The organism is Nocardioides sp. NPDC006273 (genome assembly GCF_040613495.1).
GTDB lineage: Bacteria > Actinomycetota > Actinomycetes > Propionibacteriales > Nocardioidaceae > Nocardioides.
The window spans coordinates 1-15,059 of sequence record NZ_JBEXSD010000056.1 but is presented as its reverse complement, the minus strand read 5'-3'; the positions used below and the strand labels follow the sequence as shown (position 1 = coordinate 15,059).

12 protein-coding genes are annotated in these 15,059 nt (G+C 70.8%); 7 read left to right on the top strand and 5 right to left on the bottom strand.

All coding sequences use genetic code 11. The features are described 5' to 3' along the window. Window positions 1-72: 72 nt before the first annotated feature. The 3 genes from ABZZ22_RS21210 to ABZZ22_RS21200 form a co-directional block, all read right to left on the bottom strand. On the bottom strand, window positions 73-1,374 hold the full coding sequence (locus tag ABZZ22_RS21210; RefSeq protein ID WP_354935438.1) for a DEAD/DEAH box helicase: 1,302 nt from the start codon (window positions 1,372-1,374) through the stop codon (window positions 73-75). 142 nt (window positions 1,375-1,516) lie between these two features. Then, the gene (locus ABZZ22_RS21205) at window positions 1,517-2,671 is read right to left on the bottom strand and encodes a zinc-binding dehydrogenase (RefSeq protein WP_354935435.1); all 1,155 of its coding nucleotides are present in this window, start codon (window positions 2,669-2,671) and stop codon (window positions 1,517-1,519) included. Window positions 2,672-2,687: 16 nt separating this feature from the next. Continuing rightward, window positions 2,688-3,710, bottom strand: coding sequence for a hypothetical protein (locus tag ABZZ22_RS21200; RefSeq protein WP_354935432.1), 1,023 nt, complete (start codon window positions 3,708-3,710; stop codon window positions 2,688-2,690). A gap of 221 nt (window positions 3,711-3,931) precedes the next feature. Between ABZZ22_RS21200 and thrS the strand changes: the two genes are divergently transcribed. The 5 genes from thrS to ABZZ22_RS21175 all read left to right on the top strand — a co-directional run bounded on the left by thrS (window position 3,932) and on the right by ABZZ22_RS21175 (window position 10,701). Then, window positions 3,932-5,935, top strand: a complete 2,004-nt coding sequence (gene thrS / locus ABZZ22_RS21195) for a threonine--tRNA ligase (protein ID WP_354935429.1) — start codon at window positions 3,932-3,934, stop codon at window positions 5,933-5,935. Window positions 5,936-6,128: 193 nt separating this feature from the next. Next, the gene (locus ABZZ22_RS21190) at window positions 6,129-7,124 is read left to right on the top strand and encodes a diiron oxygenase (RefSeq protein WP_354935426.1); all 996 of its coding nucleotides are present in this window, start codon (window positions 6,129-6,131) and stop codon (window positions 7,122-7,124) included. A gap of 32 nt (window positions 7,125-7,156) precedes the next feature. After that, window positions 7,157-8,839, top strand: a complete 1,683-nt coding sequence (locus ABZZ22_RS21185; protein WP_354935423.1) for an FAD-dependent oxidoreductase — start codon at window positions 7,157-7,159, stop codon at window positions 8,837-8,839. A gap of 25 nt (window positions 8,840-8,864) precedes the next feature. Then, window positions 8,865-9,602, top strand: a complete 738-nt coding sequence (locus ABZZ22_RS21180; protein WP_354935420.1) for a TetR/AcrR family transcriptional regulator — start codon at window positions 8,865-8,867, stop codon at window positions 9,600-9,602. Window positions 9,603-9,639: 37 nt separating this feature from the next. Further along, a complete protein-coding gene (locus tag ABZZ22_RS21175) occupies window positions 9,640-10,701 on the top strand; it encodes a M36 family metallopeptidase (protein WP_354935417.1) in 1,062 nt (353 codons plus the stop codon). Here ABZZ22_RS21175 and ABZZ22_RS21170 read toward each other — a convergent pair. Continuing rightward, window positions 10,698-11,360: a response regulator transcription factor gene (locus ABZZ22_RS21170; RefSeq protein WP_354935414.1), complete on the bottom strand. Its 663-nt coding sequence runs from the start codon at window positions 11,358-11,360 to the stop codon at window positions 10,698-10,700. The genes ABZZ22_RS21175 and ABZZ22_RS21170 overlap by 4 nt on opposite strands. Next, window positions 11,339-12,613 carry a sensor domain-containing protein gene (locus tag ABZZ22_RS21165; RefSeq protein ID WP_354935411.1) on the bottom strand — a complete coding sequence of 425 codons (1,275 nt, stop codon included), beginning with the start codon at window positions 12,611-12,613 and terminating at the stop codon, window positions 11,339-11,341. The genes ABZZ22_RS21170 and ABZZ22_RS21165 overlap by 22 nt, the downstream gene beginning before the upstream one ends. 110 nt (window positions 12,614-12,723) lie before the next feature. Here ABZZ22_RS21165 and ABZZ22_RS21160 point away from each other — a divergent pair, with 110 nt between their 5' ends. Both ABZZ22_RS21160 and ABZZ22_RS21155 read left to right on the top strand, forming a co-directional pair. Next, a complete protein-coding gene (locus ABZZ22_RS21160) occupies window positions 12,724-13,515 on the top strand; it encodes an ABC transporter ATP-binding protein (protein WP_354935408.1) in 792 nt (263 codons plus the stop codon). A gap of 79 nt (window positions 13,516-13,594) precedes the next feature. Then, window positions 13,595-15,059 (top strand): FtsX-like permease family protein (locus ABZZ22_RS21155; RefSeq protein ID WP_354935405.1); only part of this gene is annotated, 1,465 nt, incomplete at its 3' end.

Genomic DNA, 15,059 nt, shown 5'->3' with positions numbered 1-15,059 from the left:
GCTGTTCTCATCCCCGCTGGTCGAGGCGGAGTCGTGCGTGACGACGCCGGCTCGACCAGCGGATCAGGTGGATCAGCGAGCGCCGGTGGTGCGCTGACGCTTGCGGGCGCGCGAGCCGGGGCGGCTCTTCCGGTTGCCGGTGCCCTCGCCGGCGGGACGGCGAGGAGGCTGCTGGGCGGCGACCGGGACGAACGGACCGGGGTGGTTGCGCTCGCCCGGAGCCAGCTCGATGAGGATCGGGTGGTTGGGACCCTCGAGGCGCGTGGTGGTCGGCTTGATGCCGGCGGCTCGGGTCATGGTGCGGACGTCCTTGACCTGGTCGGGCAGCATCAGCGTCACGACGGTGCCGGAGGCGCCGGCGCGGGCCGTACGCCCAGAGCGGTGCAGGTAGGCCTTGTGCTCGGCGGGCGGGTCGGCGTGCACCACGAGGGTGACGTCGTCGACGTGGATCCCGCGGGCGGCGATGTCGGTGGCCACGAGGGTGGTCGCCCGGCCGGAGTGGAAGGCGTCCAGGTTGCGCACGCGGGCGTTCTGGGAGAGGTCGCCGTGGAGCTCGACGGCCGGGATCCCGGCGCGGCCGAGCTGGCGGGCGAGGCCCTTGGCGCCGTGCTTGGTGCGGGTGAAGACGACGGTGCGGCCCGGCGCGGCGGCCAGGTCGGCGAGCACCGGGATGCGGTGCTCGCGGGCGGCGAGGTGGAGGACGTGGTGCTCCATCTCGGAGACCGGCGACTGGGCCGAGTCGGCCTCGTGGACGACCGGCTGCTGGAGGAACTGCTTGACCAGGACGTTGACGCCCTTGTCGAGGGTGGCGCTGAACAGGAGGCGCTGGCTGCCCTTGGGCGTCGTCGCCAGCAGCCTGCGCACGGCGGGCAGGAAGCCGAGGTCGGCCATGTGGTCGGCCTCGTCGAGCACGGTGATCTCGATGGAGGACAGGTCGGCGTGACGCTGCGCGATCAGGTCCTCGAGGCGGCCGGGGCAGGCGAGCACGACGTCGGCGCCCTTGCGCAGGCCGACGACCTGCGGGTTCTGGCCGACGCCACCGAAGATGGTCTGCATGCTGAGGCCCGCCGCTGCGGCGAGCGGACGCAGCGCCTCCTCGATCTGGCGGACGAGCTCACGGGTCGGCGCGAGGATGAGGGCACGCGGCTTGCCCGACTTCGCCTTCGGACCGCCGGCGAGGCGGGCGACGAGGGGGAGCAGGAAGGCGTACGTCTTGCCGGACCCGGTCCGCCCACGGCCGAGCACATCGCGGCCGGCGAGGGAGTCCGGCAGCGTCGCGGCCTGGATCGGGGTGGGGGAGGTGATGCCGTGGTGATCGAGAACGGCGGTGAGGTCTGCGGGCACGCCAAGCGCGCTGAAGCTCTGCTGAGACAAGAAATCAACTTTTCAAGCGAGGTGTCTCGCCATGATGAGTTGATACTGAGAGCGGCCGGGGCAAGACCGGAACGGGCCGCTGTTGAAACCGATACTACTGGTAGGTGACCCGTCTACCAGCATCCTGGACGCGTGGGCTCGGTCACGCCCACGGGTCGACGAGGATCTTTGCGTGCGTCTCCGGATCGGCCAGATCCGAGAACGCCTGCGCGACCCCGTCGAGCCCGACGGTGCCGGTGTGCAGGGGCGAAGGGTCGACCTTTCCGGCGGCGATCAGCTCCAGCGTGCGCGCGAACTCCGCCGGGTCGTAGCCGAAGACGAACCGCAGGTCGATCTCCTTGTGGATCGCGACCGCCGGGCGGATCGTGTCCGGCTCCATGCACACCCCGACCACTACGACGCGCGTGTGCAGCGGCGCCGCGGTCATGATCTGCTCGAGCATCCCCGGCACGCCGACGCACTCGAAGACCACGGGCCCGGTCGGCGACTGTCCGAGGCGATCGGCGTTGAGCAGCACCGTCTCCCAGGGCAGCAGCGGGATGCGGCGTACGACCTGCATCGCGTCGATCCCGAAGCTCAGGTACTCGGGCAACGACGTCACCGGACCACGCTGCCGGTAGGCGTCCCACGGCGAGGACTCGCGCGGGTCGACGACCACGTCGGCACCGCACTCGACCGCCAGTGCACGACGAGCGGGGGAGAGGTCGGAGGCGACCACCGTCTTCACCCCCTGCGCCTTGAGCATCAAGATGACGGCCAGGCCGATCGGGCCGCAGCCGATGACCACGGCCGGGCGCCGCGCGGAGACCGCGCCGCGGCGTACGGCGTGGAGGGCGACGGCGAGGGGCTCGGTGAAGACCGCCCGCTCGGGCTCGACCTCCTCGGGCACAGGGAAGGTGAACGCCTCCTGGACGACGCAGTACTCCGCGAAGCCGCCGGGGGAGTCGACGTCGAAGCCGACCATGTGGATCGCCCCGTCCGTACGCAGCACCGGCAGCGCCGTCACCGAGGTGCCCGGCTTCCAGCGACCGCGGGTCTGGGGTCCGTAGGCCACGACCGAGCCCAGGACCTCGTGCCCCAGGACGATCTCCTGCTCCGGGGTCATCGCGGTGGTGTAGCCGAGCTCGGTCACGACCTCGTTGAGCTCGTCGCTGTGCTCGCGGACGTGCAGGTCGGAGCCGCAGATCCCGGCGCGGAGCACCTTGATCAGCAGCTGTCCCGGCCCCGGCTCCGGTCGCGGCACCGACCGCACCGAGAGCTCGCCGTTGTGGACCACGGTTGCGCGCATCTGAGTCATCGGCGCTGAGGCTACCTCAGCCTGCCCGCAGCGACCCGTCAGCAGTGATCCGGTGCAGGTGGGCGGTGAACGAGTGCTGATGGTCGACTCGCGGCAACCGGAGCGCGGTGCCGGTGACCAGGTGCAGGGTGACGTCGATGCGTGGGTTGGCCCTGCGCTCGTCGACGACACCGGTGTCGATGCTGGTCACGTCCTCCCAGAGGATGACGTCGGTGTGGCGGGCGTAGTCCAGGACCAGGCCGCCCTCGTAGAGCCCGAGATCCACCGCGAACGGACGCCGCAGCCCGAGCCAGGCCAGCCGGAATCCGAGGATCAGCCCGGCGAGCGCAACCAGACATCCGGCCAGCACGAGCACCGTCGGCAGTCGGGGCCGGGTGGCGCCCCAGGCGCCGAGCGCGATGAGCGCCGGGCCGAGCGCCAGCCCGACCGGCGCCAGCCACGCCCGCCCGTGCGCGGGGTGGGTGCTCAGCCGGATGCCGAGGCGATGTCCTGAGCTTGTCGAAGGGTCCTCGCTGAGCGGCTCCTCGCCCGGCGTACGCAGCCACGCTCGCCGCGTCGGCAGCACCACCAGGCCGAGCACGGTGAGCGCGATCCCGCCCCAGAGCACCGGTTCGCGGGCCGTCCCGAGGATGCGGGCCGGCCACGGGTTGATCGCGTGCTCTCCGTAGGCGTCGGAGTCGACGACCCACATCCGGTAGGTCGCCTTCGAGGGATCGGGGTCGCGGCCGATGTCGCGCAGCGTGCCGTGGATGCTTCCGGTGACCTGCTCGCCGTCGACGCGCCACCGGCCCTGGCAGGAGATGATCTCGCCGGTGCCGCTGTCGAACTCGCACCGCTCGACGACGTTCACCTCCGCCCACTGCCCGCTGTTCCATCGGTCGGCGGCCTGCTGTGCCACGACGGTGGCCGGGAACAGCATCGCCAGCGCGCCGAGGCCCAGGGTGATCAGGACGGTCGCCAGCGACGTACGTCGCTGTAGCCGGGCGACCCGGCGAGACGGGTCGATGAGACGGGACTTGGGGCCTGTGGTGGGGAGCACGAGGTCTTTCACATCAGACGGGGAGGGACGCCGATCGAGGCATCGAAAGTCTAGTCGTATGCCCCAACGGGTTCCGGTGATCTCGCGCCGTCCCGCCCGCGCCCTGCGGCCGCAGGGCGAAGCCCGTCGCCTGTTTCGCAGTACGCCGTCGGCGACGGATACGATCGGGACGCCGCGCGAGCATCGCGGTCCACACACCACCGGAACCCACAGGAGCATCCGTGTCCGAGATCAAGATCGCCGTACTCACCCCCGACGGGCGCGAGGAACGGACGGTCACTACGGGCACGAAGGCGTGGGAGCTCTTCGCGGACACCCCCGACGTGATCGCGGCGCGGGTCGGAGCCGGCTCCGAGGAGTCCAGCCTCAAGGACCTCGCCTACGAGCTCGCCGACGGCGACGAGGTCGAGGGTGTCCTGATCGACTCCAAGGACGGCCACGACATCCTGCGCCACTCGACCGCGCACGTGATGGCGCAGGCCGTGCAGGAGCTCTTCCCGGAGGCCAAGCTCGGGATCGGCCCGCCGGTGACCGACGGCTTCTACTACGACTTCGACGTCGAGACCCCGTTCGTGCCCGAGGACCTGGTCAAGATCGAGTCCCGGATGAAGAAGATCATCAAGGCCAACCAGAAGTTCTCCCGCCGGGTCACCACCGACGAGGACGCCCGCGTCGAGCTGGCCGACGAGCCCTACAAGCTCGAGCTGATCGGCCTCAAGGGCAACGCCGGCGAAGCGGCCGAAGGCGCCAGCGCCGAGGTCGGTGGCGGCGAGCTGACCATCTACGACAACCTCGACCGCAACGGCGAGATCGCGTGGAAGGACCTCTGCCGTGGCCCGCACCTGCCCACCACCAAGCGGATCCCGGCCTTCAAGCTGATGCGCAGCGCCGCGGCGTACTGGCGCGGGGACGAGAAGAACAAGCAGCTCCAGCGCATCTACGGCACCGCCTGGGAGTCCAAGGAGGCGCTCGAGGCCCACCTGACCCGGATCGAGGAGGCCGAGCGCCGCGACCACCGCAGGCTCGGCCGCGAGCTCGACCTGTTCTCCTTCCCGGACGAGATCGGCTCCGGGCTCCCGGTCTTCCACCCCAAGGGCGGGATCATCAAGCGGGAGATGGAGGACTACGTACGCGCCAAGCACATCGAGCACGGCTTCGAGTACGTCGGCACCCCGCACATCGCGCGCGAGCAGCTCTTCCACACCTCCGGCCACCTGCCCTACTACGGCGACGGCATGTTCCCGGCGCTGGACGTGGACGGTCAGGACTACCGCCTCAAGGCGATGAACTGCCCGATGCACAACCTGATCTTCCGCTCGCGCGGGCGGTCCTACCGCGAGCTGCCGCTGCGGCTGTTCGAGTTCGGGTCGGTCTACCGCAACGAGAAGTCGGGCGTCATCCACGGCCTCACCCGGGTGCGCGGCTTCGCCCAGGACGACAGCCACTCCTACTGCACCAAGGAGCAGGCGCCGGCCGAGGTCAAGCACCTGCTCGAGTTCATGCTGACCGTGCTCAAGGACTTCGGCCTCGACGACTTCTACCTGGAGATGTCGACCCGGGACGACGCCAACAAGGACAAGTTCGTCGGCAGCGACGAGGACTGGGCCGAGGCGACCAGGATCCTCGAGGACGTGGCCCGCGAGACGGGTCTCGAGCTCGTCCCGGACCCGGGCGGCGCGGCCTTCTACGGCCCGAAGATCTCCGTCCAGGCCAAGGACGCCATCGGCCGGACCTGGCAGATGGGCACGGTGCAGTACGACTTCAACCAGCCCTCCGCCGACCGGTTCAACCTGGAGTACCAGGCCGCCGACGGCACCCGGCAGCAGCCGGTGATGATCCACTCGGCCAAGTTCGGCTCCATCGAGCGGTTCCTCGGCGTGCTCGTCGAGCACTACGCCGGTGCCTTCCCTCCGTGGCTCGCCCCGGTCCAGGTGGAGATGATCCCGGTCGCGGATGCGTTCAACGACTACGTCTACGACATCGCCGGCAAGCTGAAGAAGGTAGGCGTACGTGTTGAGGTGGACGAGTCGAGCGACCGCTTCCAGAAGAAGATCCGCAACGCGCAGCTGCAGAAGATCCCGTTCATGCTGATCGCCGGTGGCGAGGACGTCGAGAAGGGCGCGGTCAGCTTCCGCTACCGCGACGGCCGCCAGGAGAACGGCATCCCGGTCGACGAGGCCATCGAGCGGATCGTCGCTGCCGTGGAGTCGCACGAGCAAGTCTGACCCGACATCCCGAGGGCGGTGCGTGAGTTTCACGCACCGCCCTCGTGGCGTTTCCGGGCACCACGGACCACTGAGAAATAAACGCGACACTAAGTCGCGCGTACTCTTGTTATCGGGACGCGTGTCCGGGTAACGTGGGTCACGTAGTCAGTGGTTCAACGCAGAACTCAACGGTGCAGAAGGAGCGATCATCATGACCGCCGTTCAGGATGAGAAGTCCACCGGATACGTCCGCCAGGGCAAGCAGGCCTACCTCGACACGCTCCGCACGCTGTCGGAGGCCTCGGTGGAGGTCCACTTCGACCCGTTCAAGGACATCGACTGGGACTCCGCCGAGCTGGAGGTGCGTCCGGACGACGAGCGCTGGATCCTCAACGACGCCGACGAGATCGGTGCCCACCCGTGGTACAAGGCGCTGTCCAAGGAGCGCCAGATCGAGATCGGGATGTACCGCTGGGCCCAGGTCGCCAAGGTCGGTCTGCAGTTCGAGCAGCTGCTCATCGGCGGCGTGATGAACCACCTGGTCTGGTCGGAGAACAACAACCCGGAGTTCCGCTACGCGACTCACGAGGTGACCGAGGAGACCCACCACACCCAGATGTTCCAGGAGTTCGTCAACCGGGTGAACCCCGACGTGGCGGGTGCGCCGACCTACTTCAAGGTCCTGGTGCCCTTCATGGCCTCGGCGGGTGCATTCTTCCCGGAGGCGTTCTTCACCGGCATCCTCGCCGGTGAGGAGCCGATCGACCACCTGCAGAAGGGCGCGATGCGCGCCGGCGGCAGCCACCCCGCGGCCAACCGGATCATGCAGATCCACATCGCTGAGGAGGCCCGCCACATCGGCTTCGCTCACCAGTACCTCGAGCAGCACGTGCCCGAGCTCGGCCGCGTGAAGAAGACCCTGCTCGCCTACATCTTCCCGGTCATCATGCGGCTGCTGTGCGACGTGATCATGGTCCCGAGCAAGCAGGCCCGCTACGACATGGGAATCCCGGACGAGGTCGCCCGCGAGATCTGGTGGAAGTCCGAGGAGTCCGAGAAGCTGCTGCGTGACCTCTTCGGTGACGTGCGCCTCCTGGCCGACAACCTCGGCATCCGCAAGGGTCCGGCCAAGCTGCTGTGGAAGCTGACCGGCATCGACGGGCGCGCCTCGCGCTTCCGCGCCGAGCCGCGCGCGGCCTCCTACTGATCACCTCCACCGGCCCAGAACGGTAGTCACACGTGCCTCACGTCGTCACCCAGTCGTGCTGTGCAGACGCATCCTGCGTGGTCGCCTGCCCGGTCAACTGCATCCACCCCGCCCCGGGCGAGCCCGGCTTCGGTGAGGCCGAGATGCTCTACGTCGACGCCAAGAGCTGCGTCGACTGCGGCGCCTGCGTCACGGCCTGCCCGGCCGACGCGATCGTGCCGCACACGACCCTGACCGCCGCGCAGGAGCCGTTCCTCGCCATCAACGCGGAGTACTTCGAGGTCTTCCCGCACTCAGACCGCACTCCGCTCGCCCTGGTCCACCCCCAGCGCCGGCTGACCCGAACCGGACCGTTCCGGGTCGCCGTGGTGGGGGCCGGGCCGGCGGGGATGTACACCGCCGACGAGCTGCTCAAGCACCCCGAGATCAGCGTCGACGTCTTCGACCGGCTGCCGACGCCGTACGGCCTGGTCCGGGCCGGCGTCGCGCCCGACCACCAGAACACCAAGCAGGTCGAGAAGCTCTTCGCGCAGATCGAGGCGCAGCCGGGATTCCGCTACTTCCTGGGTGTCGAGGTCGGCAAGGACGTCTCCCACGCCGAGCTGACCGCGCGCTACCACGCGGTCGTCTACACCGTCGGTGCGGCGAGCGACCGGGCGCTCGGGATCGACGGCGACGACCTGCCCGGATCGCTCAGCGCCACCGACTTCGTGGGTTGGTACAACGGCCACCCCGACAAGCAGGACCTGCCGGTCCACCTCGACGCGGAGTCGATCCCGTCGGGGCGGGTCGTCCTGGTCGGCAACGGGAACGTGGCGCTCGACTGCGCCCGGATCCTCGCCGAGGATCCGGAGCGGCTCGCGGGCACCGACGTCGCCGACGGGCCGCTGGCGGTCCTTCGCGACAGCGCGGTGAAGGAGGTCGTCATCCTCGGGCGCAGGGGGCCCGGGGAGGCGGCTTTCACCGTCCCTGAGCTGGTCGGGCTGATGGGGCACACCGGCGTCAACGTGGTCGTCGACACGGGCGATCTTCCGCTCGAGGATGCACTCGCCGGCGGTGCGACGACCACCCGGCTGCTGCGTGAGCTCGCCGGACGCGATCTGCGCCCGGGGCTGCGTACGATCGTGCTCCGCTTCCTCAGTTCGCCGGTGCGTGTGCTGGGCACCGATCGGGTCACCGGGGTCGAGGTCGGTCGCAACCGCCTCGAGCGCGACGCGAATGGCACCGTCCGAGCGGTCCCCACCGGCGAGACCGAGGTCCTCGAGACCGGGATGCTGCTGCGCGCGGTCGGCTACAAGGGCCTGCCCGTGGCCGATCTTCCCTACGACGCCGCGACCGGCACCGTCCCGAACGAGGGCGGCCGGGTGCTCCCGGGCGTCTACGTGGCCGGCTGGGTCAAACGCGGCCCGAACGGCTTCATCGGCACCAACAAGTCCGATGCCGAGGAGACCGTCGAGCAGGTCCTCGACGACCTCGACGCCGACCGCATCCCCGCACCGGTCGGTGACGCCGCAGAGATCACTGCGGTCGTACGCGGCCGCCAGCCAGGCATGGTGGACCTGGCCGGCTGGCAGGCGATCGACCGCGAGGAGAAGCGGCGTGGCGCAGAGGCCGGTCGTCCGCGCGTGAAGATCACCGATGTCGAGGAGATGCGGGGCATCGCCGCGAAGTCACGGAAACCCCGATACTCTCTTGGACGTCGCAAGGAGCGTTGAGACGCTCTCGACGCCGACGCGAGACATGCAGCACGGGGAGCAGGGGGAGACGCGGGTGGCCGGGGAGAAGCGTGATGGTCGGCAGGACCGGTGGAGCAAGCACAACGAGCAGCGCCGTCAGCAGATCATCGATGCCGCCATCGCGGTGATCGAGGCCGGTGAGCCCGGCGCCGACGTCCAGGTGCAGCAGATCGCGGTGCGCGCCGGTCTGTCCCGCACGGTCATCTACCGTCACTTCGAGGACCGCGCCGACCTCGACCGGGCCGTGCAGCAGGCGATCCTCGACGGGCTCTGGTCCGACCTGATGCCCGGGATCACCCTCGACGGCACCGTCCCGCAGATCATCGAGCGGATCATCGGCACCTACGTCCGCTGGGCCCGGGCCCACCCCGCGCTGCACCTCGCCGCCGACCACGACATCGACGGTGGCGACGAAGGTCCCTTCCAGCAGGGGATGGAGCAGCTCGCCGGCCGGATCTCGGCGATCGTCGGCACCGCCGTCATCGCCCTCGGTGGCAAGCCCACCGAGGAGGAGGCCGAGGCCCTGGACCCGCTGATCTACGGTCTCGTCGGCGCGGTCTTCGGTGCCGTACGCCGGTGGCTGACCCGCACCGGTGAGCGGCTGCCCGCCGAGACCCTGGAGCGGCTCACCGCGCAGTCGATCTGGTTCGTCATCGATGGCCACGCCCGCGGCTTCGGGATCGAGCTCGACCCCCACCTGCCTCTCGAGGAACTCCTCGCGAAGGACATCCTCGCGGTATAGAACCTGGCCGCACGGCCGTTCAGTCAAGGAGAAGACCATGCCTCACATGCGCAGACTCTCGATCGCCGTCACTGCCGGCCTGGTGGCCACCGCCGGGTTCGCCGTCCCGCTGAGCCCGGCCACCGCGGCGCCGGGCAGCGGATCCTCCGAGGGCACCGCCCGCGTCTTCATGGTCAACCCGATCCAGTCCAGCAACGACCAGAGCCTGACCGACCAGAAGGACGCCGCGAGCGCCGTGCCGGACAGCGCCTACGCCCAGGTGCCGCTGACCCACCTGGACGGTTCGGGCTACCTCCGCGGCGACTACGCGGTCATCGAGTCGAGCACCGGGGCGCCGGCGTACTCCGCCACCAACAGCTACTCCTACGACCGCCACCAGGACCAGTTCGAGCAGGTCATGGGCTACTTCTGGGTCACCCGTGCGCAGACCTACCTGCACGCCCTCGGCTTCGGTGAGACGCTCCCCGGCGTCCTGGACGGGCCGTTCTCGGTCAAGATCAACCAGTACGGCGGCGACAACTCCTACCAGACCGACAAGCCCTTCCGGATCCGGCTGGGCAAGGGCGGTGTCGACGATGCCGAGGACGCCGAGGTGATCGTCCACGAGTACGGCCACGCCGTCCACGCCGACCAGGTGCCCGGCTACGGCGGCAGCCTCGACGCCGGCGCGATCGGAGAGTCGTTCGGCGACTACCTCGCCGTGACCGTCGGGCTCGACGCCGCCTCGGAGTACGGCTGGCCGGTCGCTGCCGACCCTGCCTGCCCGATGGACTGGGACTCGGCCTCCTACACCGATGCACCGCACTGCATCCGCAGCTTCGACCTCGACCTGACCCTCGAGGACCGACGCAACCAGGTGCACTACGACGGCCAGATCTGGAGCCAGGCGCTGTGGGAGATCCGCGAGGGCTACCAGGACCTCGGCCTCTCCACCCGCGACTGGGACACCACTCTGATCTACTCCCAGTTCTCCTACGCGCCGGACACCAGCTTCCAGGCCGCGGCGGCCGAGACGTACGCGGCCGCGGCCGCTCGCGACGGCCAGGCGGCCGCCGATCTGGTCCGCGACCGGTTCGCCGCCCGGGGGATCACCTTCTAGGTTTCGCGCAGGTAGGCGAGGACGGCGGAGACCCGTCGGTCGGTGGCGGGATCGAGCCGGAGCTTGGCGAAGATGTTGCCGACGTGCTTGCGTACGGCGGCCTCGGAGACGAAGAGCGCGGCGGCGATGCTGCCGTTGGTGCGTCCCTCGGCCATCAGGGCCAGGACCTCGCGCTCGCGCTCCGAGAGCACCTCGAGCGGACCGTCGAGCCGCTGCCGGTCGAGGAGGCCGCGTACGACCTCGGGGTCGACGACAGTCTCACCGCCCGCCACCCGGTCCAGGCTGTCGAGGAAGTCCCGGACGTGACCGACCCGGTCCTTGAGCAGGTAACCGATGCCGCCGCCACCTGCGGTGTCGAGGAGCTCGGCCAGGTAGGCGTCGGCGACATAGGCCGAGAGCACCAGGACGGCCAGGTCGCGGTGCCGACGGCGGAGCTCGGCGGCCGCACGCAGGCCCTCGTCGGTGCGGGTCGGAGGCATCCGGATGTCGGTGATGACCACGTCGGGGCGGGTGTGGTCGGTGAAGGCGAGCAGGGCGTCCGCGTCGCCGACCGCGGCGATGACCTCGTGGCCGGCTCGCTCGAGGATGGCGAGGAGGCCCTCGCGCAGCAGCGCGGCGTCCTCGGCCAGGACGATCCTCAGGGGAGCGCGATCGGGCACGTCATCCTCACTTCCGTCGGTCCTCCCGGTGGACTGGTGACCTCCAGGAGGCCGTCCAGGGCGGCCAGACGGGTGGCCAGTCCGGCGAGCCCGCCCTCGGGCCGCAGGCCGGCGCCGCCGGCCCCATCATCGCGTACGACGACCTCCAGCCGGTCACCGGTGACCTGTCCCTGGACGCGGGCCGAGCGGGCACCGGCATGGCGGACCGCGTTGGTGAGCGCCTCGGCGACCACGAAGTACGCCGCGGCCTCGACCGGCGCGGGCAGGCGGCCATCCAACCGAAGGTCGACCGAGACCGGCAGCCCGGCCGCTCCGGCGAGCTCGCGGACGGCGGCGGTGAGCCCGTGGTCGACCAGCACCCGGGGATGGATCCCGCGGACGGTGGCGCGAAGCTCCGCCAGCGCCGTCTCCGCCTGGGCGTGGGCCTGCCGGACCAGTTCGAGCCCGGCGCCCTCGGGCACCTCCAGCTCAGCCAGCCCGAGCGTCATGGTCAGCGCGACCAGCCGCTGCTGGGCGCCGTCGTGGAGGTCGCGCTCGATCCTGCTGCGCTCGGTCTCGAAGGCGTCGACGAGGTCGACGCGGGACCGGCGCAGGTCGGCGACGGCCGCGGTCAGCCGGGTCTGGGCCGGCTCGAGCAGGAGCCGCGCCAAGCTGGCCTGGGCGGCGGCGAGGAGGGTGGTGGCGTACAGGCCGGCGACCAGCAGAACCAGCCCTGGCGCGACGGCGATCCAGGCTTCCGCCGGCGTGCTGAGCTGCCAGGGACCGAAGGCGACGGGAGCGTCGATCCGGACCAGGACCGGGGCGGCTACGAGCACACCTGGGAGGGTGATGAGGAGGTTGAGCGCGACGGCGTCGACCAGCCACAGCACCGTGGCGACCAGCACGGTGTAGCCGACCTCGGGCCCGGAGATCCGCAGCCGGCGCAGTGCCCGGAGCCGGTCGCTCCAGGCGATCCGGTCCGGGGGAGCGGCCTTCTCCGGACCGGCCTCGGGCAGGACCAGCCGGAGGCGCACCCGTTCCACGTCGGCGACGAGTGCCGCCAGCAGCGGAATCGCGGCCAGGACCAGCACTCCGACCAGGACGACCAGGGTGAGCAGTCCGACGCCCACCAGCACGAACAGCGCGGCCGCGACGACGAGACCGACCAGAGCGCCGGAGGCCAGGTAGGCCAGCGCGCGCCACGGCCAGCTGGAGGCGAGCAGCCGCCAGGGGGAGGAGCGCAGCGCGGCCCAGACGTCGGGTGGAGGTCTCATCACCCTCGAGCCTAGGCACTGATGACCCCGCGGTGGGGTAGCGCACGCGCTACCCCACCGTGGCGTCCGCGCCCGTGCGCGCGGTGCGCACGAGGCGTTTGCTGGAAAACATGACCGCCACCTTCCCGGACGCCGTCCATGCGCCCCGGCCACCCGGCCCGCCCGCAGTCCTTCTCGACGAAGTCACCCGCACCTACCGGTCCCGCTCCGGGACGGTCCACGCCCTGCGGGGCGTGAGCCATGCCTTCGCCGCCGGGACGTTCACCGCGATCATGGGGCCGTCGGGATCGGGCAAGTCCACGTTGATGCAGATCGCCGCCGGCCTCGACCGGCCCACCGCGGGCAGCGTCCGGGTCGTCGGCGCCGACCTGGCCGGGCTGAACCGGACGACCCTGACGAAGCTGCGCCGAGAGGTGATGGGCTTCGTGTTCCAGCAGTACAACCTGCTCGAGGCTCTCACCGCCTACGACAACGTCGCCCTTCCTGCCCGTCTCGCCGGACGGCGTGTGGATCGCGACCAGGTGAACGGGGCGCTCGAACGGGTCGGGCTGCACGGGCTGGCCCGGAGGCGGCCGCCGGAGCTCTCCGGTGGTCAGCAGCAGCGCGTCGCCATCGCGCGTGCGCTGCACACCCGGCCCGCCGTGCTCTTCGCCGACGAGCCCACCGGCGCGCTGGACCGTCAGGCCGGACGCGACGTGCTCGAGCTGCTGCGGGACCTCGTCGACGCCCCGGGGACGCGCGGACCGGCGCAGACGGTCGTGATGGTCACCCACGACCCGCTCGCCGCCTCGTACGCCGACAGCGTGCTGTTCCTCGCCGACGGCGTGGTCGTCGGGCAGATGGAGCACAGCGACCCGGCCCTGATCGCAGCGCGCATGGCCGACCTGGAGCCTGTGGGATGAGCGAGCGTCAGCGAGCGACCGTTGGATCTTTCATCGGGCCGCGTCCGTATTCTGGCGCTTGCGCTACGGGGGTGGCCCGATGAAGGTCGTCACGATGGGTGCCCACAGCCTGAAGACCCTGCGCCAGTCCTGGCCTCCGTACGCCGGAGCCGCCGTCGCCCTCGCCGGTGGCATCGCCCTGATCACCCTCGCCACCAACATGCTGGGAGCGCTCGGCACTGACACCGACGGGCTGGACGAGCAGACCCGGAGGCAGATCGACGACCTCGGGTCCCTGTTCGGCTTCATGGCCGGCATCTCGCTCTTCCTGGCGCTCTTCGTGGTCTCCTCGACCTTCGGTTTCGTGGTGGCCACCCGGCGCCGTGAGCTCGGCCTGCTCCGCCTGCTCGGCGCCACCCCGCGTCAGGCGCGGACGCTGCTGCTCGGTGAGGCGGTCGCGGTCGCGGCCGTCGGAACGGTCGCCGGCTGCCTGCTCGGCACAGTCGCGACGGTGCCGGTGCTGCGGGTCCTCCACCAGGCCGGGGTCACGCCGGTCGCGCTCACGATGCCGAGCCAGGGCACCGCATGGGCGATCGCCGCCTCCTGCGGCGTCGGTGTCGCTCTGGTCGGGGCCTGGCGCGCGGGCGTCCGCGCCGGACGTACGCAGCCGGTCGAGGCGCTTCACGAGGCGGTCCTCGAGCGACGACGCCCCACCGTGGTGCAGGCTCTGGTCGGTCTCACCGCGGCCGGTGTGCTGGTCGCGACCGCCGTGCTCGCACCCCAGATGCCGCTGCTGTTCGCCATGCTCGTCGGCATGTTCCTGCCGATCGTCGCGGTGATCGGGGCCAACGCGGTGGGCGGCCTGCTCTACACCGAGCTCGCGGCGTACGCGGGCGCCGCGGTGGCAGGACGGGACCCGTCGGCGCACCTGGCCCGTGATCTCGTCCGCACCAGCGGCCGGATGACCTCCGCGGTGGCGGCGCCGGTGGTCGCCATCATGGCGGTGGCCGGCTCGATGGTGGTGGCGGTCGGTGCGAGCGCCGACTGGACCGAGGGCGCCGACCGGGCCGCGCTCAGGTCGGAGCTGGTCGTCGAGCAGGCAGAGCGTTCGGAGCGGATCCAGGACGTCCCCGGGGTCGGCGTGAGCGACATCCGCCGCAGGGCCCAGGTCGGGTTCGGGGGCGGCCCGACCGAGGTCGAGGTCGTCGACGTCGCCAGCGCCACCGCCACCCGGAGTCTGCAGGCGACGCGGGGGAGCCTCGCCGACCTCCACGGCCGGGCGATGGCGGTGACCGCCTCCTACGTCACCGACTTCGGCGGTCGGGTCGGCCAGACCCGCCGGATGCGCATCGGCAAACAGAGGGTCGAGGTGCGACTGGTCGCGATCGTCCCTGACGCCCCGAACCTGTGGGGCGACGTCATCGTGCCCGAGGATCTGCCGGGCATCGGCAGGGTCGCCCGCGACACCGGCACGGTCTTCGTCCGCACCGACGCCGGCGCGGACGTCGCCGGGACCGCACGGTCGATCCGCGACACCGGGCTGAGCGCGACCAGTGCGGCGGCCA

Excerpts from the sequence above, each read along its gene's own strand:
- ABZZ22_RS21180 (WP_354935420.1), top strand. The coding sequence starts at position 8,865 with ATGCAGCACGGGGAGCAGGGGGAGACGCGGGTGGCCGGGGAGAAGCGT.
- ABZZ22_RS21190 (WP_354935426.1), top strand. The coding sequence starts at position 6,129 with ATGACCGCCGTTCAGGATGAGAAGTCCACCGGATACGTCCGCCAGGGC.
- ABZZ22_RS21165 (WP_354935411.1), bottom strand. The coding sequence starts at position 12,613 with ATGAGACCTCCACCCGACGTCTGGGCCGCGCTGCGCTCCTCCCCCTGG.
- ABZZ22_RS21175 (WP_354935417.1), top strand. The coding sequence starts at position 9,640 with ATGCCTCACATGCGCAGACTCTCGATCGCCGTCACTGCCGGCCTGGTG.
- ABZZ22_RS21205 (WP_354935435.1), bottom strand. The coding sequence starts at position 2,671 with ATGACTCAGATGCGCGCAACCGTGGTCCACAACGGCGAGCTCTCGGTG.
- ABZZ22_RS21160 (WP_354935408.1), top strand. The coding sequence starts at position 12,724 with ATGACCGCCACCTTCCCGGACGCCGTCCATGCGCCCCGGCCACCCGGC.